Raw genomic sequence first — 20,103 nt, forward strand, 5'->3', positions numbered from 1 at the left:
TTTGGTCGGGGGTGGGCCCTTGGGGGGGGCTTAACGCGCCCGGGGGGGTCTCGCTCCCGGCGCCCCGCCCCCCCCCGCGGGGGGGGCCGGGCGCGCGCCCCGGGCCCCTCCTCGTGCATGTGTCCCATCCTCGTGCGCTGTGTCTCAGCGCACCCGGGTGGAGAACAACCGGGCCGACCAGTACACCGACAGCACGGTCATCACCACGACGACCAGCAGGCCCTGCCACACCGCACTGTCCCCGAGGTGGCCGGAGAACAGCGCGCGCATGCCCTCCACCGCCCAGTAGAAGGGGTTCCACTTGGCGGTCTGCTGCAGCCAGTGCGGTGCCAGGGTGAGCGGCAGCAGCACCCCCGAGAGCAGTGCGATCGGCTGTGCGAGGGTGTTCACCACCGGTGCCATCGCCGCGTCCGTCGGCACCATCAGCGCGATGCCGTAGGAGATCGCCGAGGTCATCAGCGCCAGCAGCCCGAGCAGCAGGTAGGCGAGCAGCAGGTTCAGCGGGCTCACCCGCAGCCCGAACGGCAGCGCGATCAGGGTGATCAGGATGGCCTGCACCAGCAGCGCCACCATCTCCCGCAGCGCCCGCCCGAGCAGCAGCGCCAGCCGGCTCACCGGCGTCACCCGGGCGCGCTCGATGATGCCGGCCTTCAGCTCGCCGAGCAGGCTGAAGCCGGTGAACAGCCCGCCGAAGATGCACAGCACCGCCAGCAGGCCCGGCACGTACACCTGGTAGGTGTCGGCGTAACTGCTGGTACCGCCGGGGACGAGCACCTTCTTCAGCAGCGGGGCGAACAGCAGCAGGTAGAGCACGGGCTGGATGATCCCGACGGCGATCCAGATCGGGGTGCGGATCATCAGCAGCACCTGGCGCTGGAAGACCAGCCAGGTGTCGCGGGCGAGCTTCATGGTCTCCCCAGGAGTGGGCGGATCAGGACTGCTGGAGCGAACGGCCGGTGCGGGCCAGGAACACGTCGTCCAGGCTGGGGCGTTGGAGCTGGACGGTGCCGGGTGTCACGCCCGCCCCGTCCAGCGCGCGCAGCAGCTGCGGGATGGCCGCCGCGCCGTCCTCCAGGTAGAGCCGCAGTCCGTCCTCCCCGCTGAACTCCAGCCGGTGCAGGTAGGGCTGCGGGCGCAGCACCTCGGCGGCCCGCTCGGCGACGCCCTCTCCGGGCTCCAGTCCGAGCAGCACGACGTCGCCGGAGATCTCGCGCTTGAGCACCTCGGGCGTGCCCTCGGCCACCACCTGGCCGTGGTCGACGATCGCGACCCGGTCGCACAGGGCGTCGGCCTCGTCGAGGTAGTGGGTGGTGACGACGACGGTCATGCCCTCGGTGCGCAGCCGGCGGATCTCCTCCCACACGTACGCCCGGCTGGCCGGGTCCAGCCCGACCGTGGGCTCGTCCAGGAACAGCACCCGGGGCTCGTGGATGACGCCGAGCGCGATGTCCACCCGGCGGCGCTGGCCGCCGGAGTAGGTGGCGCACGGGCGGTCGCCGAATTCGGCCAGGTCGAAGGCCTTGAGCGCGCCCTCGGCGGCCTGGACGGCCTGCGCCTTGGCGGCGCCGTACATCCGGGCCTGGAGCACCAGCTCCTCGCGGGCGCTGACGGTGTCGGTGGTGCCGCCGCCCTGGGCGACGTAGCCGATCCGGCGGCGTACACCGGCCGGGTCGGTGAAGAGATCGGCCCCGGCGATGCTGGCCTGACCGCCGTCCGGGCGGATCAGGGTCGCCAGCATGCGCAGGGTGGTGGTCTTCCCGGCGCCGTTGGGCCCGAGGAAACCGTAGATCTCGCCCGCGTCGACGGACAGGTCGATGCCGCGCACAGCGTCGACGGTGGGGTTCTCGCCGCTCTTGCGGGAGGTCTTCTTGCGATAGGACTTGCGCAGTCCCGTGGTCTCGATCAACCGGAACTCCCGTGCTGGGATGGGCTGCCACGGCACCTGGGAAGGCGGTGCTCGGCACCTGCGAAGGCGGTGCTGGGCGCCACCCTAGGGCGAACCCCGGCCCGGAGACAATGGCCTAGACCAATGGACGTTGATCTTCCGGTCTGCTACAGGGACCCCGGTAGCGGCTGCCGGAAGTCCCGCCCGGCTCGGGCCGCCAGGCCCTCCAGCCGGTCCGCGGCCGCGGCCGCCCCGCCGCCCGCGCGCAGCGCCTCGCCGACCCGAACCGCGTTGTGCCGGTAGTCGGCCGTGTCCAGGACGGCCCGCAGGGCCTGCGCCAGCCGCTCCGGCGTCACCCGGGCGAACGGCACCCGCAGCCCCGCCCCGGCCGCCGCCACCTGCGCCGCGACGAACGGCTGGTCGTGCCGGATCGGTGCGGTGACCAGCGGCAGGCCGTGCGTCAGGGCCTCGCCGACGGTGTTCATCCCGCCGTGGCACAGCACCGCGTCCAGCGCGCCGCGCGCCATCAGCTCCAGCACCGGCGCCCGGTCCACCGCGACGGCCTGCGGTGGCAGTTCGGGCAGCAGCTCGCGCGGGGCGGCGAACACCGGCTGCACGTCGTCGCCGCACAGCTCCAGCGCCCGGGCGGCCCGCGCGTGGAAGTCCGCGCCCAGCTCGCCGGCCAGCGTGCCCATGGTGACCAGCACCCGCCGGCGCCCGGGCAGCAGCCGCTCCCACGGGAAGTCCGGGTCGGCCGGCCGGGCGGACTGGACCGGCCCGACCAGCGCGTGGTGCGGGGGCGGCGCGTCGTCACCGGTCAGCGCGGGGCCGGTGGTCGCCAGCACCAGGGCGGGCGAGAAGCGCGGGTCCACGTACTCCTGCGCGGGCAGCCGGGCACGCTCCCACAACCCGCGCAGCAGGCCGGTCATCCAGGCCTCCACCTGCGGCAGTGCCCGGTACGGCCGGCCCAGTTCCATCGCCCCGGGCGCGAAGCTCGCCCACGGCAGGCCGTGCCGGTGGGCGGCCAGTGCGCCCGCCGGGGTGTGCTGGTCGACGAGCAGGACGTCCGGCCGGAACTCCCGCACGATCGCGTCCAGCGGCTTCGCGGTGAACCGCGCGTACGGGACGATGAAGCCCTCCCAGAGCGAACGCAGCGCGGCGAGCCCGTGCCCGCCCTGCGCCCGGAACGCCCGGGTGCCGGTGCCGAGCACCTGGGCCTGGGGGCCGAGCAGCGGGCGCAGCACCGACTCGGTGCCGGTCCAGGCGACGTCGTGTCCGCGCGCGGTCAACTCGGCGGCGATGCCCGCCGCGGGATTGACGTGCCCGGTCAACGGGGGCATCACCAGCAGGAACCGGGTCATCGTGCACCCTCCTCGGGGATCAGTTTCTGCAGGTCGGCGACGGTCAGCGCTTCCAGGGCGGCCAGGTCCAGCCCGGCGCGCAGCCGGGCCAGGTCGGCGGCCGGGCCGAAGCGTTCGCGCAGGCGCCCGGCGAGCGCGGCCAGCTCGCCCTCGTCGAGCAGCAGGTCGCCGTCCAGCCGGGCGTCCGGGGTCAGCCGGTCGGCCCAGCCGGGGGGCGCCCCGGCGGCCTCGACCAGCAGCGCGACCAGCTCGGGGTGCAACGGCGCGGCGGGGTGGTGCGGTTCACGGTCGGACGACGTGTGAGAAATGGCATCGGACATCGAAGGGGGTCTCCCACCTGCTCGACGGCACGGGGGTGAACGCGCCCGCCCCGGAGGCGGATTCGGCGGCCTCGGAGACGAACGCGACGGTGAAGGGGCCCGAGATCACTTGTGCGACCAGGCGGGCGTCGGAATACTAGCCCGCGTGACAGCACTGGAGGCAGTGGCCGTTCACCTCCCCCCGCACGCCGTGCCCATCGAGGCGGTTGGTGAGCGGATCGGCCTGACCCCACGTCAACTTCGACTCTTCCGCCGCTTCCACGGACTGGACCAGCTCCGTCTGGACCCGTCCGGGACGCTGCCCGACCTGCTTGACTCCGCCCTCGACAACCTGCCTGAGCTGCGCGGACGCGAACGGGACGTCCGCTTCGTGATCCACGCGCGCAGCATGCCGGTGGCGGTGCCCTACCCGCTCAACCCACTGCACGACCTGCTCGCCCCGCGCGGCCTCGCGCACGCCAACGCCTTCACGGTGACCCACCACGCGTGCGCGGTGGGCCTGCTGGCCATCGACCTGGCCGGCCGGCTGCTCGCCGCCGAGCCCGACCCGCGGGCGCTGGCGCTCATCCTGGCGGGCGAGAAGACCTTCACCAAGGACGCCCAGGTGGTGCCCGAGACGGGTATCTTCGCCGAGGGTGCGGCCGCCTGTCTGGTGAGCGCCGACGGCGAGCGCCACCGGGTGCTCTCCTTCGCGGTGCGCCAGCGCCCGGAGTTCGACGGCCGACTGGCCGAGGACGCGGACCTCCTGGCCCGCTACCAGCGCGAGTACCCGAACGTGATGGTGGAGGCGATCGAGGCCGCCCTGGACGAGGCAGGTCTGGACCTCTCCGACCTGGCCGCGGTGCTTCCGCACAACGTCAACCAGGCGTCGTGGCGGATGATAGCGCGCCGGATCGGCTATCCGCTCGACAAGGTGGTGCTGGACAACGTGCTGTCGGTGGGGCACAGTTTCGCTGCGGACAGCCTCATCAATCTTCACACCGCCACCACGCGGGGGCTGCTGCGCCGCGGCGACCACTACCTGATCGCCGCCGCCGGTGTCGGAGCCACGTTCTCCGCGATGGCGGTCCGCTGCTGACGAAGCGTCGGCTTCGTCCATCCTTCCCATGCCAGACCACTCTCCCACGTACGACGGGACGGGACACCCATGTCAGAACCTGTGGTCCAGACCACTGACCCCGAGCTGCGCGAGCGGATCCGCACCGGCATCGGCGAACTGCTGCCCCGCGTCCTCAAGCGCGAACTGCCCGAGATCCCCGAGAACGCCTGCCTCTTCGACGACCTCGGCCTCACCTCGGCCGGCACCATCGAGCTCATCCTGGAGCTGGAGGAGTCGCTCGACATCCAGGTGGACGTCGAGCAGATCACCGAGGACGACCTGCGCTCGGTCACCAAGCTGGCCGACTACGTCGCCGGACACGTCATCCCCGAGGACTGACCAGGTGGCCGACCACGGCCTGCGGATCACCCGGGTGCTCGCGCGGCGCTTCGACGGGCGCTCGGAGGCCTCGCTCCACCCGGACCTGCGGGTGTTCGTCTCCGACCTCGTCCGCCCCTACGGCCTGCCGCTGCGCGAGGACCTGCTGCGCGAGGGCGTCGGCCACTCCTACGAGGAGCTGGCCGCCGACCTGCTGCGCGAGGCGCTCGCCGAGGACGAGCCCGTCGACCTGCTGATCCTGGCCTTCGACACCCCGGACGTCCGACCGGGCGCGCCGTCCTCGCTGGCGCTCAGCCGGTCCTGTCCGGGCACGCCGCTCGCCTTCGCGGTCTGCGACCAGGGCGTCGCCGCGGCCTTCACCGCGCTGCGCCTCGCGGTCGACTACCACCGCACCGGATCCTGCCGTCGGGCGGTCGTGGTGCTCGCCGAGCAGACCGCGCTGCACCACGAGCCGGCCGCGCCGGTGTCGCTTCCGGAGCGGCACGGCGTGGTGGTGCTGGTCTGCGAGGAGGCCCCCGGGCCTGATATGACGATCCATCAGATGCCTGGTGCCGGGCTGCCGGACACGGCGGTGCGGGATCGGGCTGCCGGGCTGGGGTCCGACCCGGCGCTCGTGCTCGGCCCCGGGCTGGCCGGTGCCGAGAGCCCGGCCGCCCAGCCGTTCACCGGGGCCTGGGCGGAGCTCGCCGAGCAGCTGCCCGCCTGGCGGGCGCAGGGGCGCCCCGTCCTGGTCGCCGACCTGGACCGCCGGCTCGGCGTGCTGAGCACGTTGACCCTTCCGTAGCCATGGTTCGGTTCATGCCAACTCGCTTGTCTCGCACAGGAATTGGCGAACCATCGGTTTGGTAGACGATTGGTCTGGACCAGCGTGCGAGGTCGCTGGTAGCGTCCCGATCGCACCCCCGCTGAACCCTTCCCGGCGAGCCGAAAGGCGCGTACGACGTGACCCCGTACGGCGAGACACAGACCAGTAGGCGGATCGAGGTCCGGTACGCGGCCCCGGCCGACGGTGCGGCCGGCGGTTCGGGGCCGCTCACGCTCGGCCAGGACAACATGATCCGGTGCATCGGGCGTGACGCCCCCGAGCAGATCAACAAGGATTCGCTCTGGCCCGTCCCGGACGGCACCTCGGTGTCGGCCGGGGTGGCCGCCCTGCGCCGGCTCGTCGAACGGCACGAGTCGCTGCGCACCTCCTTCCCCGCCGGCCCCGGCGCGGACGGCTTCCCGGAGCGCCAAGTGGTGCACCCGGAAGGCCGGTTCACCGTCACCGTGATCGAGGCGGGCGATCGCGACGGCACCCAACTGGACGCGTTCGCAGCGGAGTTGGGCCGAGCCGACGTCGCCGTTCCGTTCGACCTGGCCGCCGCCCCGCGGCTGCGCGTCACCCTCGTCGCCGACGGGGAGCAACTGCTGCGGCTGGTTGCGGTGGTCTGCCACGCGGGCGCCGACGGCGCCGCCACCGTGCTGCTGATCCAGGACTGGCTGGACCTCGCCGCCGGCAAGGACCTCCCGCCGGTCACCGCCCCGACCCCGCTGCGGATCGCGGACGCGGAACGGAGCGCGCAGGGCCGCCGCAAGTCGGCCGCCGCCCTGCGGTACTGGGCCCGCAGCCTCGCCACCGGCCCGCAGGTGGTGTTCGCCGACGCGCGGATCACCGGCCCCCCGCGCGACCACTCGGCCGTCCTGGTCCGCTCCCGCACCGCCGCCGAGGACCTCGCCGCCGTCTGCCGCCGCACCGGCGCGAGCCCGTCCGTCGTCCTGCTCGCCGCCTTCGCCGCGCTCGTCACGCACCGGTCCGGCCGTCCCGAGCTGGCGCTCTCGGCGCTCTCCGCGAACCGCCAGCGCGCCGCCCTGGTCGACCACGTCGGCACCCTGGCGCAGGACGCCCTGATCCGGCTCGACACCGGGGCGGCCGACCTCGACCAGCTGATCGGCCGGGCCAAGGCGGCCTCGCTGAGCGCCTACTGGCACAGCACCCTGGACGCCGAACAGGTCTGGCGGCTCATCGAGGACTGCGCCCACCTGCGCGGCAGCCGCTTCCCCCGGCATGTCGTGGTCAACGACCTGAGCCTGACCATCCCCGCGGCCGTCGCCGACGCCCAACCCGCCGCGGCCGCCGACCCCGAACTGACCCGGGTGCCCGCCCCGCCGCTGCCGGTCCGGCTGATGTTCACCATCCTGCGGATCAGCGGCAGCCTCGACTTCGCCCTGATCAGCTGCCCGCAGGTGCTGGACCCGGACGAGACCGACCGGTTCGCGCAGGCGCTGCTCGCCGTCCTCGCCGCCGCCGCCCGCGGGCCCGTGCCGCTCGACGCCCTGCCCGGCGTCGGCGGCGTGCCGACCCCCGGCCGGAGCGGGGAGTGGCACCTGGTCGACGGCTCCTGGATCGACCTGGCCGCCGTCCGCGCCCTGCTGGAGGCCGCCCTCGGCGCGCGGGCGGACATCGAACTGGCGCTGGACGAGGGAAGGCTGACCGCCAGGCTGACCAGCGCGGACCACGAACTCACCCCGGCCGTCGCCCACCACGCGGTGGTCGCCGCCCTGCCCGGCCGCGACACGGCGATGGCGCCGCACCACTACGTCGTCCGGCACACCGGCCCCGGGGCGGAGGCCGTCACCTCCGGCGGCGGCCGCGACCCGGACATCGCCGCCCGGCAGGCGGCGCTCACCTGAACGGGGGGAGGACGGGCAGACGCGGTCGGCTCACTCCAACGGGTCCTCGCCGTCCCACCGGACGTCCCACGAACACACCGAGGTCGCCCCCGAGGTGAGCCCCCACGGGCTCGGCACCTCCTCCTCGTCCTCGTCGCCCTGCACCGGCAGCCGGTCGATCGCCGCGACCAGCCGCGGCGGCAGTTGCGGCGCCAGCCCGTGGTGGACCCGGGACAGGATGTCGCGCCGCACGTCGTCCGGCAGCAGCGGCCTGGTCATCCGCAACGGCATCGGCCCGGAGGGGCGTCCGGCCGCCGCCAGCTGGTCTGACCAGGCCCGCCAGTAGTCGGCGTCGTCGTTCTCGCCGAGCTTCAGATGGTGCAGGTGCAGGCAGTACGCCGCCGTGCCGCAGCCCGATCCGGCGGCGAAGCGCCACCAGAACTCGGCGCCCTCCTCCCGCCCGGTCGCGTACAGCAGCGCGGCGAACACCTCCGCCCCCTCGGGCTGGATCCGGCGGGCGTTCACCAGGAGGTCGAGCCCCCGGGAGGCGTCCGGCGCGCCCAGCACCAGGGCCACCACCAGGCCCAGTTCGAAGGCGGCCTGCTCGAACTCCGACGGCAGGTGTGTCGGCGCGGCCGTGAGCCGGGCCTGGCGCAGTGCTGCGATGCGCTCGGCGTGCGCGCGTTCCGGCCGGGGCACGTGAACCACCGCACGCCCCCCACCGCTCGTACCCGCCCCACCGCTCGTACCCGCCCCGTCGGGCGGGTCGGCTTCCGGCCCGGGCGTCACAGCTGACCCGCGCGGTCCGGCAGTTCACCCGCGCGGTCGGCCGGTTCGCCCGAGCTGTCCGGCAGTTCGCCCACCCCGAGCCGGCGCGCCAGCCGCTCCCGCGCGTGCCGCAGGTTGGAGTGCACCGTCGCCACCGGCCGCCCCAGGTAGGCCGCGATCACCTTGACGTGCAGGCCCAGCAGGTACCGCAGGATGATCACATCCCGCTGCCGGTCCGGGAGTTCGAGGATCGCCGCGTACAGCCGCACCTCGTCCGCCTCGCTGTGCAGCAGCCCGTTCGCGACCTGCTTGAACGCGCCGATCACCGCGGCGAAGGTGACGGCCTCCACCGCCACCGGTTCCTCGGCGGACATCCAGTCCGAGACGTGCCGGTTCGCCAACCGCCAGGCGTACGCGGCCGGCTCCTCGAACCGCAGCACCTGCGGCCAGCAGCGGGCCAGGTCCGCCTTCACGGCCTCGACCACCAGCGCGGCGTCCGCCTGGCCGCCTATCCTGGTCAACGCGAGGGCGTGCCAGGCGGGTTCATGGGTCTCGCAGAACGACGCGTAGGTGAGGTCCAGCCGCAGGCCGAGGTCGCCACCGGCCTCCCGGTCCGACTCCGGGCCGTCGGCGCGCTCCAGCGTGGGCCCTCCCCGGTACCCGCGCACGGGGGCGCCCCTGTCGATCGTCATCGAGCCTGCTTTCCGTGGCCGCCGGCAGCTCGGCGGTCCACTCGAGGGTCGGGCTGTCTGCGCCCATCCTCAGTCCATCCGGCTCGTCACTCCAGGCCGTATCCCGAATACGGATTGTCATCCCATCGGATCAGTCGACCGGTTGGAATGCGGCGGACCGCGCCTGACCTCCGGATACGGTGGGCACCAATCGACAGGTGTCCGCGACGCCAAGGGGAACGCGATGAGCCTCTACGACGGAGTCGACCTGCGGCTCAACATGCCGCACTCGGCCCGGATGTACGACTACTACCTCGGCGGCTTCACCAACTTCGCCGCCGACCGCGAGGCCGCCGGGCACGCCCTCGCCCTCGGACCCTGGCTGCGCGTCGCCGCCCGCGCCAACCGGTCCTTCGTCCACCGCTCCACCCGTGCCCTCGCCCGGGCCGGCATCGACCAGTTCCTCGACATCGGCACCGGCATCCCCACCCCGCCCAACCTCCACGAGGTCGCCCAGAGCGTGGAACCGTGCGCCCGCGTCGTCTACGCCGACAACGACCCGATCGTGCTCTCACACGCCCAGGCCCTGCTCACCGGCACCCCCGAAGGCCGCACCGCCTACGTCGAGGCCGACGTCACCGACCCCGCCCGGCTCCTCGCCTCGCCCGGCCTGCGCGACACCATCGACCTCACCCGGCCCGTCGCGCTCTCCCTCAACGCCCTCCTGCACTTCGTCCCCGACACCCACGGCGCCCACGAGCTCGTCGAGCACCTCAAAGCGGCCCTCGCCCCCGGCAGCGCCCTGGTGATGACCCACGTCACCCCCGACTTCGCCCCGGCCGAGATCGCCGGCCTGGTCCGGATCTACGAATCCGCCGGCACCGCCGCCCAGGCCCGCACGCTCCCCGAGTTCACCCGCTTCTTCGACGGCTGGAGCCTCATCGCCCCCGGCATCGTCCCCACCCCCCACTGGCGTCCCACCCCCACCGACCCGCCGGCCACCGCCCCCGAAGCCGCCGCCTACGCGGCCGTGGCCCTCAAACCCTGACCCCGCCGGCCTCGCCGCCCCTACCCGCCCCACCTGTGCGGCCTCGCCGCCCCGGGGACAGACTGGTGGTGGATCGATGCTGCCCGTGAGGCTGGGAGAGGCATGCTGCTGGGACTCACCACCGCCTTGGTCGCGACCGTGTGCTTCGGGTTCGGGGCGGTGTTCCAGGCGCGTGGGGCGCGGTCGGCGCCGCAGGCGGACCGGGTGCGGGCGGGGCTGCTGGCCGCGCTGGCGCGCTCGTGGGAGTTCCTGCTCGGCACCGTGCTGGACATCGTCGGTTTCGCGCTGAGCATCGTGGCGCTGCGCAGCCTGCCGCTGTTCCTCGTGCAGGCCGTCACCAATGCGAGCCTGGCCGTGACGGCGCTCGCCGCCGTCCGGCTGCTCGGGGCACGGCTGCGCCGGGGGGACGCGGTCGGAATCGTCGCCGTGGTGGTCGGCCTGACGCTGCTGGCGTCGGGGTCGGGCCGGGAGGGCCGGGAGCACGCCCCGCCGCTGTTCCACTGGGCGCTGCTCGCGACGACGGCCGTGATGCTGTTGCTGACCCTCGTCCTGGTGCGCCGGGCCGGCACCGTGGCGGCGGCCGGGCTGGGGCTGCTGGCGGGGGTGGGGTTCGGGGTGACGAGCCTGGCGGTGCGGGTGATGGACGCGTCGAGCCTGGTCACCGTCCTCACCGACCCGGCGGCGTACGCGCTCGTGGTGGGCGGCCTCGGCGGCTACCTGGCGTACGCGCTGGCTCTGCAGCGCGGCACGGTCACGGCCGCGACCGCCGCCGGGACGGTTGCCGAGACCTTCGGTCCGGCGCTGGTGGGCGTGGCGGCGCTGGGCGACGCGGCGCGTCCGGGGTTCGAGTGGTGCGCGCTGGCGGGCTTCGCGGTGGCGGTGGGCGGCACCTTCCTGCTGTCCAGGTTCGGGGAGTTGGAGGGGCAGTCCGCGGAGGTGGCCGGTGCGCGGCCGGGCGTGGCGGACCGGGACCCTGAACCCGGTCCGGGTCCGGAGGCGGAGTCCGAGCCGGCCGTCCCGCCCCGGTAGCCCGGGCGGCGCCGCCGTGCGAAGGTGACTTGCCGGACAAATCGGACGGTTGAACGCCCACGGAGCGGCAGGTGCGCGATGGCGGACGAAGCCCAGCCGGGCCCCCGACGGCCGGGGCCCGGCGGCCCGGCGGTCGTGGGGGAGACCGGCGGCTCGTGCGGGGGGCGGCGGGGCACCGCCGACCCTCCGGTCGTGCTCGTCACCGGCGCCTCCTCCGGCATCGGCCTGGCCACGGCCGTCCGCCTGGCCGACGCCGGCTGGCGGACCCTGCTGTCCGGTACGGACGGCGCCCGCCTGGACGAGGTCGCCGCCCGGACCGGTGGCCGCGTCCTGCCCGAGGACCTGAGCAAACCGGACGGCCCGAGCCGGCTCGCGGAGGCGGCCCTCGCGGAGGCCGGCCGGGTGGACGCGCTGGTCGCCAGTGCGGGCCTGGGGTGGTGCGGACCGTTCGCGGACACCCCCTCGGACGTCCTGGACCGGATGATCGAGGTCAACTTCGCCGCCCCGCTGCGGCTGGTCCGCCTGCTCCTGCCGGGCATGCTGGAGCGCCGCCGGGGCCGGATCGTGCTGCTCGGCTCGATGGCCGGCCAGGTCGGCGTGCGCGACGAGTCGGGGTACGCGGCGACCAAGGGCGGGCTGGCGATGTTCGCGGAGAGCCTCTGGTACGAGCTGCGCGGCACCGGGGTGGGGGTGCGCCTGGTGCTGCCGGGCCCGGTGGACACCCCGTTCTTCGACCGGCGCGGCACGCCCTACCAGCGGGAGCGGCCACGGCCCGTGCCGGCGGAGCGGGTCGCCGACACCGTGGTCGCGACCATCACCACCGGGCGTGACCGGCTCTTCGTGCCGCACTGGCTCGGCTTCCCGGCCCGGATCCACGGCGTAGCGCCGGGCGTGTTCCGGCGCATGGCCTCCCGCTTCGGGTGAGCCCGGTGAACACCGCCACCCGGGTGCTCGCGGCGGCGGCCGCGGCGGAGTTCGCGCACCTGGCCCCGGCGGCGGTGCGCCTCCCGACACTGCGCCGCACGCTGGCCCGTCGAACCGCAGGCCTCGGTGCCGACCCGCACCACGTCGCCCTGACCTTCGACGACGGCCCCGACCCGCGCAGCACCCCGGAGATCCTGGACGCGCTGGACGCGCTGGGCGGTGTCCGGGCCACCTTCTTCCTGCTGGGTTCGATGCTGGAGCGCGCCCCCGCCCTCGGCCGGGAGCTGGTGCTGCGCGGCCACGAGGTGGCCGTCCACGGCTGGCACCACCGGCCGCAGTGGTACCCGGCCCCGGCCCGTGACCTGCGCGAACTGCGCCGCGCGACCGAGGCGGTGACCGCGCTGTGCGGGGTGCGCCCGCACTGGTACCGCCCGCCGTACGGGGTGCTGACGGCGGGCCCGGCCCTGGCCGCCCGGCGGCTGGGCCTGCGCCCGGTGCTGTGGACGGCCTGGGGCCGGGACTGGACGGCGGAGGCGACCGGGGCCTCCGTCTACGCGACCGCCCGCCCCGGCCTCACCGGCGGCGCGACCCTCCTCCTGCACGACTCCGACTGCACCTCCGCCCCCGACTCCTGGCGGGCCACCCTCGCCGCCCTTCCGCTGATCGCCGCCCACTGCCGCGCCCACTCCCTCACCCTCGGCCCGCTCCGCGACCACGCCGTCCCGGGGGCCGCCCGCGGCTGACGGCATCGCGCCCGCCGCCGAGCGCCGGGCGGACGGCGAAGCCCCGCCTCGACCGAGGCGGGGCTTCGCCGTGTGGCGTTGCTCGGCGTCTTCTAGCGTTCGCAGGCGACGCCGTCGTTGTCGCGGTCCAGGCCGGACCGGTACCCGGGGTCGCCCCGGTGCAGGGGGGCCTTGCCGGCGGCCTTCACCGCGTCGCAGTTCTTGTAGTAGGCGCTGCCGCCGGCACCGCCCTGGGAACCGCCACCCGACGCCCCGTCCGAGTTCGTGTCCGAGCCCCAGCCTGACGTTCCGCCTGACGTTCCGCCCGACGACCCGCCAGTGGAACTGCCGCCGGCGTTGCCCTGGTGGTTCGGGCTGGACGGGTCGTTGCGTTCGTCCGCGTAGAGCGCCGCGTACCGGTCCGCCGGGCACGAAGCCCCCGGCTTCACCAGCTGGAGCGCGGGAGAGGCCGCCGGGTACAGCTTGCTCCCGGGCTGGAGCACGTTCGCGCACACCACCCAGGCGTCGTGGTCGGCGGGCAGCGCGAGGTCCAGGTAGCGGCTGTGCTCCTGGATCCGGTCGGCTGCGACACCGGCCGCCACCAGCAGGGCACGCGCCTCCCCGGCGGTGTGCTGGGCGACGTCGGGCATGACACCCGACACGGCGCTCGGAGTCGGAGTCGCGCTCGGAGTGGGAGTGGGAGTCGCGCTCGGGGTCGGCGTCGGGGACCCGGCGTCGGCCGTCGTAGCCATAGCCGTGGCCGTAGCGGCCGGAGCCGGAGCGGCGGTCGTCGCCGGGGCCGCGACCGGCTGTGCCTTCTCCGGCTTCGGCCCCGTGATGACGCCCAACCAGAAGAGCGAGCCGATCAGGCAGCAGAAGGTCAGCGCCACCTTGGCGGCGACGTGCAGGCGGCGGGAGCGCCACAGCCAGATCGCGGCGAGCGGCGGTACGAACAGCAGGGCGGCGGCTCGGACGAGCCGGTTGGCCGTGGTGCGGGGCGGTACGGCCTGGGGCCCGGGCGGCCGGTGCGGGTCGGGGGTCACGAGGGGGTTCCTTCGAGCAGGAGTGTGTCCCCGGGGAGAGCGGCACCCCGGGGTGGGTGCTCCGGCCTGGGCTGGACGGCCGCCGCTGCCGGCGGGCGAGGCCGCTGTCCGGGGCCGTCCGGAGGCTTCGGAGAGTGTAAAGGACTCGTATGGAACAGGTATGCGCCAGGTAGCGAACTCCGGCCCCGGCCCCCGCCCGGGTGCACGGCTCCACCCCGGCCGGGACTCCCGTATTGCTCGCCCCGGCCCTCGGCTACGCCAGCCCCACCTGTGCCAGGGCCGCGGTGAACCCGGTGCGCCAGCGCTCCGGGGTGGCGCCGGGGGAGGGGGCGGGCGCTGGGCGGGCGAGGGCGGCGAGGGCGTTGCGGACCACCTCGGCGGGGTGGGCGGAGGCGACGTCGGCGTGGCCGAGTTCCAGCTCGTGTTGGAGGTTGTCGCGGCCGTGGCCCTGGACGACGTCGAGCAGCAGCAGTCGCCGTCCGAGCGCGCGGGCCTCGCTACAGGTGTCGCCGGAGCTGGTGACGACGAGGTCGGCGGCGGCCATCATGGCGGGGATCCGGTCGGTGTAGCCGAAGGGGTGCAGACGCGGCTCCCGGCGGGCGGCGGCCCGCAGCCGCCGTTCCAGCTCCCGGTTGCGCCCGGCGACGGCGAGCACGTGCGGACCGGCGGCGGCGAGCGAGGCGGCGGTGCGGGCGAGCGGTCCGAGCCCCCAGGCGCCGGACATCAGCAGCACGCACCGCCCGCCCGCCGGGACGCCCAGTTCGGCACGCGCCTCGGCCCGGCCGGGCGGCCGGTAGAACGGTTCCCGCAGCGGAGCGGGCAGGACGGTGACGGCGGCGTCCGGCCGGTAGCGGCGCACGGCGCAGGCGGCGACCTCGGAGGTGACCAGGAACAGGTCGGTGCCCTCCTGCACCCAGAGCCGGTGCGGTGTCACGTCGGTGCAGAACACGAAGTGCCGGAAGTCCCGTTGCGGCAGCCGGTTGACGGCCGAGGTGGCGGTGGCGAACACGGAGACCACCAGCTGCGGCCGCTGCGCCGCGACCAGTTGGCGCAGGGCCGGGACGAGCCGGCTGCGGGCGGCCGCGTCGGCGAGCAGCGCGAGCCGGGCGCCGGGCCGCAACGCCGAGAAGTGGAAGGCGTCGTACACGCCGGGCAGGTCGAGCAGCCGCCGGAACACGGCCTCCCCGGCGGCGCCGGAGCGCTGCCCGAGCAGGGCCATCGCGTCGACCGTGTGGGTGGTCCAGCCGCGGGCCCGCAGGGTGTCGGCGCAGGCCTGGGCCATCACGTCGTGGCCCTGGCCGAGGGAGCCGGAGACGAGCAGGGCGTGCGGCATCGGGCGGCCCGCTCAGGAGGCGGCGGAGGCGGCTGCGGCGGCCCGGTACCAGTCGGCGTAACTCCGTACGCCGTCCGCGAAGTTGGTGTGCGGAGACCAGCCGAGTAGGCGCTTGGCCTGGGCGCAGGAGATCCGCCGCCCGGTGTAGTCGGCCTTGCGGCCGTCGATGTGCTCGATCGAGACCGGCCCCAGCAGGTCGTCGACGGTGTCGGCGATGTCGCGCACCGAGACGGCGGTGGAGCCCTCCAGGGCGAAGGTCTGGTCCTCGGCGGCGGGGGACAGGGCCCGGACGTGGGCGTCGGCGAGGTCCTCGACGTAGACGAAGTTGCGGCTCTGCCGCCCGTCGCCGGCGATGGTGATCGGCCGCCCGGTGAGCGCGGCCTGGACGAACCGGGCGACGACCAGTTCGTCGCGCATCCGGGGCCCGTACGGGATGCCGTAGCGCAGGATGGTGAAGTGCTGTCCGTACAGCTCGCGGTAGCTGTGCACCAGCATCTCGGCGGCGAGCTTGGTGGCCACGTAGAGGTGGCCGCTGTGTTCCAGCTCGATCGGCACGTGTTCGTCCAACTCCTGCTCCCCGCCGTCGAGTTGATCGTCGGTGAGGGCGGCGCCGTAGACCCAGACGGTGCTCGCCAGCACGGTGCGGCTCAGCCCGCTGCGCCGGGCGGCCTCCAGGACGGCCTCGGTGCCGTCGATGTTGGTCCGCACGGCCCGCACCGGGTCGGCGGAGACCTGTTCGACGTCGGCCATCGCGGCGAGGTGGTACACCACTTCACTGCCGGCCAGCGCGGAGGTGAGGGCCGCGAGGTCGAGGATGTCGAGCCGGGCGTGTTCGGCGTCGGGGTTGAGGTACTTGTCGGTGGTGTCCACCGCGAGGACGTCGTGGCCGGCCGCGAGCAGGTGGTCCACGACGTGTGACCCGATGAATCCACATCCCCCGGTGACGGCTATCCGCACGATCTCTCTCCTTGTCGGGCTCCGTGTCGAGCGCCTTCTCGAACTCCGTGTCGAGCGCCTCGGCGCGCCCGCCTGGTCGGGTCGACCCCGCCCCGGCTATCCGGCGAGTCTCCGGTGCACCGCCGAGACGGCCTCGATGACCTGCTCGGTCTCGTCCCCGGTCATGTCGGAGTGCACCGGCAGGCACACCTGCCGCGCGCAGACGTCCTCGGCGACCGGCAGCGGCCCGCGCCGGTAGGGGGCGAGGACGGGTTGCAGGTGCAGCGGCAGGTCGTACACCTCGCCGGACAGCCGCACGCCGTAGTCCTCGGCGACCGCCCGCTTGAACGCGGCGCGCTCCACCCCGGGCGGCAGCAGCGCCACGTACTTGTAGTAGTTGCCGCGGCAGCCGGGCGGTTCGAGCACCGGCTCCAGGCCGTCGAGCCCGGCCAGCGCCTCGTCGTAGCGGCGGGCGACGGCCCGGCGGGTCTCGATGAACTCCTTGAGGCGGCGCAGGTGCACGGCGCCGACGGCCGCGCTGAGCTCGCTCATCCGCCAGGCGTGGCCGAGCCGGACGTGGTGGTTGGTGGTGAAGGAGCCCTTGCCCTGGTCGCGGTAGGTGCGGGCCTCGTCGCGCAGCTCGGGCGACTCGGTGAGGACCAGGCCGCCCTCGCCGCTGGTGGTGACCTTGGTCGGGTAGAACGAGAAGGCCCCGGCCAGGCCGAACGTCCCGGCGCTGCGCCCGTCGAGGCTGCTGCCGTGGGCGTGTGCGGCGTCCTCGACCAGCGGGACGCCGTGCCGGTCGCAGAGCGCGCGCAGCTCCTCGACCCGCGGGGTGATCAGTCCGCCGATGTGGACGAGTACGACGGCTGCGGTATCCGGGGTGAGGGCCGCCTCCAGCGTCTCGGGGGAGAGCGCCAGGGTGGCCGGGTCGACATCGGCGATCACCGGGCGCCCGCCGGCGTGCAGGACGGCGCCGGCGGTCGCGTAGAAGGTGACGGCCGGCACGACGACGTCGCGGCCCCGGACGTCGACCGTGCGCAGGATCACCTCCAGCGCCGCGGTGCCGCTGCTCACCGCAACGGCGTGCGAGGCGCCGTGCTCGGCGGCGAAGGCCTGCTCGAAGCGCTCGGTCCACGGGCCCAGGGTGAGGGCGCCGGTGGTGAGCATCTCCATCACCGCCTCGGCGACGGCCGCGCGGTCGGATTCGTCGAACACGATGCGGGCGGCTGGAACGCCCATGGGCACCTCCGGCGGCGGGCTGGGGTCAGCACCGATCGGGTCAGATGGGCCCGAACCACAGGAAAAGGGTCGGGCCTGGCACATCACGCTACTTCGCCCGCCGGGCCGCGGCCCGTCGTCGCCGCCCGCCCGGGTGACGGCGCCCGGCCCCGTCGCCGCGCTGCCGCTGCCCCCGTCAGCGCTCCGTCGCCGCCGCCGGGAGTGCGCCCGACTGCTCCCGCCACAGCTGATGCGCTTCCGCCGTCCGGGGAGGGGCCGTACTGCGTCCGCAGTACGCAAACGGCCTGCGCAGGGACGACGACGGAGGAGGGGCCGGCGATCAAGGATGGGCCATGCTGCGGGCGGTCCGCGCCGAAAGGCGTCGGGGCGGCCGCGGTGCGCACGCTGACCGAGATCCGAAGGAGTCCACTCTTCCGTGGCCACGTTCCTGTACCGCCTGGGCCGCTGGGCCTTCGTCCGACGCCGGCTGGTGACCCTGCTCTGGGTCGCCGTGCTGGCGGTCTGCGGAGTCCTGGCGGCCAAGGCGCCCGCCGCACCCGACGACGGCTTCGCGATGCCCGGTACGGAGGCGCAGAAGGCCTTCGACCTGATGAACGAGCGCTTCCCCGGCGGCCACGCCGACGGCGCCTCGGCCCGCCTGGTGTTCGTCGCCCCGTCCGGGCAGAAGATCACCGCCGAGCCCAACCAGCAGGCGGTGGAGCGGACGGTCGCCGAGCTCGCCCACGCCGACGAGGTCACCGGCGCGGTCAGCCCGTTCAAGGCCAACACCGTCTCCAAGGACGGCACCACCGCGTACGCGACCGTCAGCTACTCCGTCAAGGCGGGCGAGCTGTCCAAGGGCGCCACCGACGCCCTCGAACAGGCCGCCCAGCACGGGCGGGACGCCGGGCTCAAGGTCGAGGTCGGCGGCAACGCGCTGATGGCCAAGCCCGAGGCCGGCGGCAGCAGCGAGATGATCGGCATGGCGCTGTCCGCGGTCGTCCTGGTGATCACCTTCGGCTCACTCGTGGCCGCGGGCCTGCCGCTGCTCACCGCCGTGATCGGGGTCGGCCTCGGCATGGCCCTGATCACCGGGCTGGGCAGCACGCTCGGCCTGTCCTCCACTACCAGCACGCTCGCGATGATGCTGGGCCTCGCGGTCGGCATCGACTACGCCGTGTTCATCGTCTCCCGCTTCCGGGCCGAGCTCGCCGAGGGCCACACCCCGCAGGAGGCGGCCGGCCGGGCCGTCGGCACCGCCGGCTCCGCCGTGGTGTTCGCCGGACTCACCGTGGTGATCGCCCTGGCCGGGCTCTCGGTGGTCGGCATCCCGATGCTCGCCAAGATGGGCATGGCCGCGGCCGGCACGGTGGTCATCGCCGTCCTGGTCGCGCTCACCCTGGTCCCCGCGCTGCTCGGCTTCATCGGCCGCCGGGTGCTGCCCCGCAAGGCCCGCAAGGGCACCGTCCAGCCGAAGAAGGAGAACGGCGGCTCCCGCTGGGCCAAGTTCGTGCTGCGCCGCCCGCTCGCGGTGCTGCTCGGCGGCGTGATCGGCCTCGGGGTGCTCGCCGCCCCGGCGCTCGACCTGCGGCTCGGCCTGCCCGGGGACGAGTCCAAGCCGACCTCCACCACCCAGCGCCGCGCCTACGACCTGCTGTCCGAGGGCTTCGGCCCCGGCTTCAACGGGCCGCTGACCGTCATGGTGGACGTCAAGGGCACGCCCGATCCGAAGGCCGCCGCGAGCGAGGTCGCCAAGACGGTCTCCGGGCTGCCCGGCGTGGTCTCCGTCACCCCGCCGATGTTCAACAAGGCGGGGGACACCGCCCTGCTGAACGCCGTCCCGTCCACCGGTCCGAGCGCTGCGGAGACCAAGGACCTGGTCCAGGCGATCCGCGGCCACGCCGCCGGCCTCAAGACGACCACCGGGGCGACGGTCCTGGTCAGCGGCACGACGGCGATGAACATCGACGTCTCGCAGAAGCTCACCGACGCGCTGGTGCCCTACCTCGCGGTGGTCGTCGGCCTCGCCGTCGTCCTGCTGCTGGTGGTGTTCCGCTCGGTGCTCGTCCCGCTGAAGGCGGCGCTCGGCTTCCTGCTCTCGGTGGCCGCCGCGCTCGGCGCGGTCGTCGCGGTCTTCCAGTGGGGCTGGCTGGCCAACCTGATCGGCGTCGAACAGACCGGCCCGGTGATGAGCATGATGCCGATCTTCATGGTCGGCGTGGTCTTCGGCCTCGCCATGGACTACGAGGTGTTCCTGGTCACCCGGATCCGCGAGGGCTTCGTCCACGGCGAGCAGCCCGACGAGGCCATCGTCACCGGCTTCCGGCACAACGCCCGGGTGGTCACCGCCGCCGCGTTCATCATGATCGCCGTCTTCGCGGGCTTCATCGGCATGGGCGAACCGATGATCAAGATGATGGGCCTGGGCCTCGCCGCGGCCGTCGCCTTCGACGCCTTCGTGGTCCGGATGGCCATCGTCCCGGCCGTCCTGGCCCTGCTCGGCCGCCGCGCCTGGTGGCTGCCGCGCTGGCTGGACCGGCTGATACCGGACATCGACGTCGAGGGCAGCAAGCTGCAGACCGCCGCCCCCGAACCGGCCCCGGTCCGGGAGTCCGTCGGCGTCTAGGGCGTGTCTTCAAGCCCCCGTCGACCCCCCTGCGGACCAGCCGGGGCCCGGCCCCCTACACGGGGCGGGCCCCGGCCCGGTCAAAGGTTCCATCCCTACCCTTACCGGGGCGGTCTGGGTGGCCGC

Annotated in this window: 19 protein-coding genes; 9 read left to right on the plus strand and 10 right to left on the minus strand. The window is 74.4% G+C overall.

From position 1 onward, the window contains the following. Positions 1-144: 144 nt before the first annotated feature. The 4 genes from ACFV61_RS14135 to ACFV61_RS14150 all read right to left on the minus strand — a co-directional run bounded on the left by ACFV61_RS14135 (position 145) and on the right by ACFV61_RS14150 (position 3,566). A complete protein-coding gene (locus tag ACFV61_RS14135) occupies positions 145-909 on the minus strand; it encodes an ABC transporter permease (protein ID WP_380491835.1) in 765 nt (254 codons plus the stop codon). 22 nt (positions 910-931) lie between these two features. Then, entirely contained in the window at positions 932-1,906 is a 975-nt protein-coding gene (locus tag ACFV61_RS14140; protein ID WP_063350668.1) for an ATP-binding cassette domain-containing protein, read from the minus strand. 146 nt (positions 1,907-2,052) lie between these two features. Further along, positions 2,053-3,246 carry a glycosyltransferase gene (locus ACFV61_RS14145; RefSeq protein WP_380491837.1) on the minus strand — a complete coding sequence of 398 codons (1,194 nt, stop codon included), beginning with the start codon at positions 3,244-3,246 and terminating at the stop codon, positions 2,053-2,055. After that, positions 3,243-3,566: a hypothetical protein gene (locus tag ACFV61_RS14150; RefSeq protein WP_159398581.1), complete on the minus strand. Its 324-nt coding sequence runs from the start codon at positions 3,564-3,566 to the stop codon at positions 3,243-3,245. Before ACFV61_RS14150 ends, ACFV61_RS14145 begins: the two co-directional genes overlap by 4 nt. A gap of 145 nt (positions 3,567-3,711) precedes the next feature. Between ACFV61_RS14150 and ACFV61_RS14155 the strand changes: the two genes are divergently transcribed. The 4 genes from ACFV61_RS14155 to ACFV61_RS14170 all read left to right on the plus strand — a co-directional run bounded on the left by ACFV61_RS14155 (position 3,712) and on the right by ACFV61_RS14170 (position 7,677). After that, positions 3,712-4,644 (plus strand): 3-oxoacyl-[acyl-carrier-protein] synthase III C-terminal domain-containing protein, encoded by a 933-nt coding sequence (locus ACFV61_RS14155; RefSeq protein ID WP_363582555.1) that lies wholly within the window; start codon positions 3,712-3,714, stop codon positions 4,642-4,644. 69 nt (positions 4,645-4,713) lie between these two features. Further along, positions 4,714-5,004 (plus strand): phosphopantetheine-binding protein, encoded by a 291-nt coding sequence (locus ACFV61_RS14160; RefSeq protein WP_079136143.1) that lies wholly within the window; start codon positions 4,714-4,716, stop codon positions 5,002-5,004. A gap of 4 nt (positions 5,005-5,008) precedes the next feature. Continuing rightward, positions 5,009-5,788 (plus strand): hypothetical protein, encoded by a 780-nt coding sequence (locus ACFV61_RS14165; protein ID WP_380491839.1) that lies wholly within the window; start codon positions 5,009-5,011, stop codon positions 5,786-5,788. Positions 5,789-5,946: 158 nt separating this feature from the next. After that, positions 5,947-7,677: a condensation domain-containing protein gene (locus ACFV61_RS14170; protein ID WP_380491841.1), complete on the plus strand. Its 1,731-nt coding sequence runs from the start codon at positions 5,947-5,949 to the stop codon at positions 7,675-7,677. Positions 7,678-7,707: 30 nt separating this feature from the next. Here the strand turns inward: ACFV61_RS14170 and ACFV61_RS14175 are convergent, their stop codons facing one another. Together ACFV61_RS14175 and ACFV61_RS14180 are read right to left on the minus strand one after the other, a co-directional pair. Then, the gene (locus ACFV61_RS14175) at positions 7,708-8,355 is read right to left on the minus strand and encodes a hypothetical protein (protein ID WP_380491843.1); all 648 of its coding nucleotides are present in this window, start codon (positions 8,353-8,355) and stop codon (positions 7,708-7,710) included. 86 nt (positions 8,356-8,441) lie between these two features. Beyond that, the gene (locus tag ACFV61_RS14180) at positions 8,442-9,116 is read right to left on the minus strand and encodes an RNA polymerase sigma factor (RefSeq protein WP_063350675.1); all 675 of its coding nucleotides are present in this window, start codon (positions 9,114-9,116) and stop codon (positions 8,442-8,444) included. 223 nt (positions 9,117-9,339) lie between these two features. On the opposite strand from ACFV61_RS14180, the gene ACFV61_RS14185 reads away from it, so the two are divergent. The 4 genes from ACFV61_RS14185 (at position 9,340) to ACFV61_RS14200 (ending at position 12,839) form a co-directional block, all read left to right on the plus strand. Then, complete coding sequence (locus tag ACFV61_RS14185) at positions 9,340-10,143, plus strand: SAM-dependent methyltransferase (RefSeq protein WP_380343185.1); 804 nt, start codon at positions 9,340-9,342, stop codon at positions 10,141-10,143. A 102-nt stretch (positions 10,144-10,245) separates the two neighbouring features. Next, positions 10,246-11,172, plus strand: coding sequence for a hypothetical protein (locus tag ACFV61_RS14190; protein WP_380491845.1), 927 nt, complete (start codon positions 10,246-10,248; stop codon positions 11,170-11,172). A 192-nt stretch (positions 11,173-11,364) separates the two neighbouring features. Beyond that, positions 11,365-12,096, plus strand: a complete 732-nt coding sequence (locus tag ACFV61_RS14195; RefSeq protein ID WP_380491846.1) for an SDR family NAD(P)-dependent oxidoreductase — start codon at positions 11,365-11,367, stop codon at positions 12,094-12,096. Between the two features lie 5 nt (positions 12,097-12,101). Beyond that, a complete protein-coding gene (locus ACFV61_RS14200; RefSeq protein WP_380491848.1) occupies positions 12,102-12,839 on the plus strand; it encodes a polysaccharide deacetylase family protein in 738 nt (245 codons plus the stop codon). Positions 12,840-12,931: 92 nt separating this feature from the next. Here the strand turns inward: ACFV61_RS14200 and ACFV61_RS14205 are convergent, their stop codons facing one another. The 4 genes from ACFV61_RS14205 to ACFV61_RS14220 all read right to left on the minus strand — a co-directional run bounded on the left by ACFV61_RS14205 (position 12,932) and on the right by ACFV61_RS14220 (position 17,372). Further along, positions 12,932-13,861: an excalibur calcium-binding domain-containing protein gene (locus tag ACFV61_RS14205; protein WP_380491850.1), complete on the minus strand. Its 930-nt coding sequence runs from the start codon at positions 13,859-13,861 to the stop codon at positions 12,932-12,934. A 253-nt stretch (positions 13,862-14,114) separates the two neighbouring features. Further along, positions 14,115-15,194, minus strand: a complete 1,080-nt coding sequence (locus ACFV61_RS14210; RefSeq protein WP_380491852.1) for a hypothetical protein — start codon at positions 15,192-15,194, stop codon at positions 14,115-14,117. A gap of 12 nt (positions 15,195-15,206) precedes the next feature. Next, entirely contained in the window at positions 15,207-16,151 is a 945-nt protein-coding gene (locus ACFV61_RS14215) for an NAD(P)-dependent oxidoreductase (RefSeq protein WP_063350681.1), read from the minus strand. 96 nt (positions 16,152-16,247) lie between these two features. Then, the gene (locus ACFV61_RS14220) at positions 16,248-17,372 is read right to left on the minus strand and encodes a DegT/DnrJ/EryC1/StrS family aminotransferase (RefSeq protein WP_380429044.1); all 1,125 of its coding nucleotides are present in this window, start codon (positions 17,370-17,372) and stop codon (positions 16,248-16,250) included. A 415-nt stretch (positions 17,373-17,787) separates the two neighbouring features. Here ACFV61_RS14220 and ACFV61_RS14225 point away from each other — a divergent pair, with 415 nt between their 5' ends. After that, a complete protein-coding gene (locus ACFV61_RS14225) occupies positions 17,788-19,977 on the plus strand; it encodes an MMPL family transporter (RefSeq protein WP_380429041.1) in 2,190 nt (729 codons plus the stop codon). Positions 19,978-20,103: the final 126 nt, after the last annotated feature.

The organism is Kitasatospora sp. NPDC059817 (genome assembly GCF_042731835.1).
Classification (GTDB): domain Bacteria; phylum Actinomycetota; class Actinomycetes; order Streptomycetales; family Streptomycetaceae; genus Kitasatospora.

What these genes read in the sequence shown, in the direction of transcription:
- ACFV61_RS14135 (WP_380491835.1), bottom strand. Translation starts at nt 909, where the DNA reads ATGAAGCTCGCCCGCGACACCTGGCTGGTCTTCCAGCGCCAGGTGCTG.
- ACFV61_RS14145 (WP_380491837.1), bottom strand. Translation starts at nt 3,246, where the DNA reads ATGACCCGGTTCCTGCTGGTGATGCCCCCGTTGACCGGGCACGTCAAT.
- ACFV61_RS14150 (WP_159398581.1), bottom strand. Translation starts at nt 3,566, where the DNA reads ATGTCCGATGCCATTTCTCACACGTCGTCCGACCGTGAACCGCACCAC.
- ACFV61_RS14160 (WP_079136143.1), top strand. Translation starts at nt 4,714, where the DNA reads ATGTCAGAACCTGTGGTCCAGACCACTGACCCCGAGCTGCGCGAGCGG.
- ACFV61_RS14180 (WP_063350675.1), bottom strand. Translation starts at nt 9,116, where the DNA reads ATGACGATCGACAGGGGCGCCCCCGTGCGCGGGTACCGGGGAGGGCCC.
- ACFV61_RS14185 (WP_380343185.1), top strand. Translation starts at nt 9,340, where the DNA reads ATGAGCCTCTACGACGGAGTCGACCTGCGGCTCAACATGCCGCACTCG.
- ACFV61_RS14190 (WP_380491845.1), top strand. Translation starts at nt 10,246, where the DNA reads ATGCTGCTGGGACTCACCACCGCCTTGGTCGCGACCGTGTGCTTCGGG.
- ACFV61_RS14210 (WP_380491852.1), bottom strand. Translation starts at nt 15,194, where the DNA reads ATGCCGCACGCCCTGCTCGTCTCCGGCTCCCTCGGCCAGGGCCACGAC.
- ACFV61_RS14220 (WP_380429044.1), bottom strand. Translation starts at nt 17,372, where the DNA reads ATGGGCGTTCCAGCCGCCCGCATCGTGTTCGACGAATCCGACCGCGCG.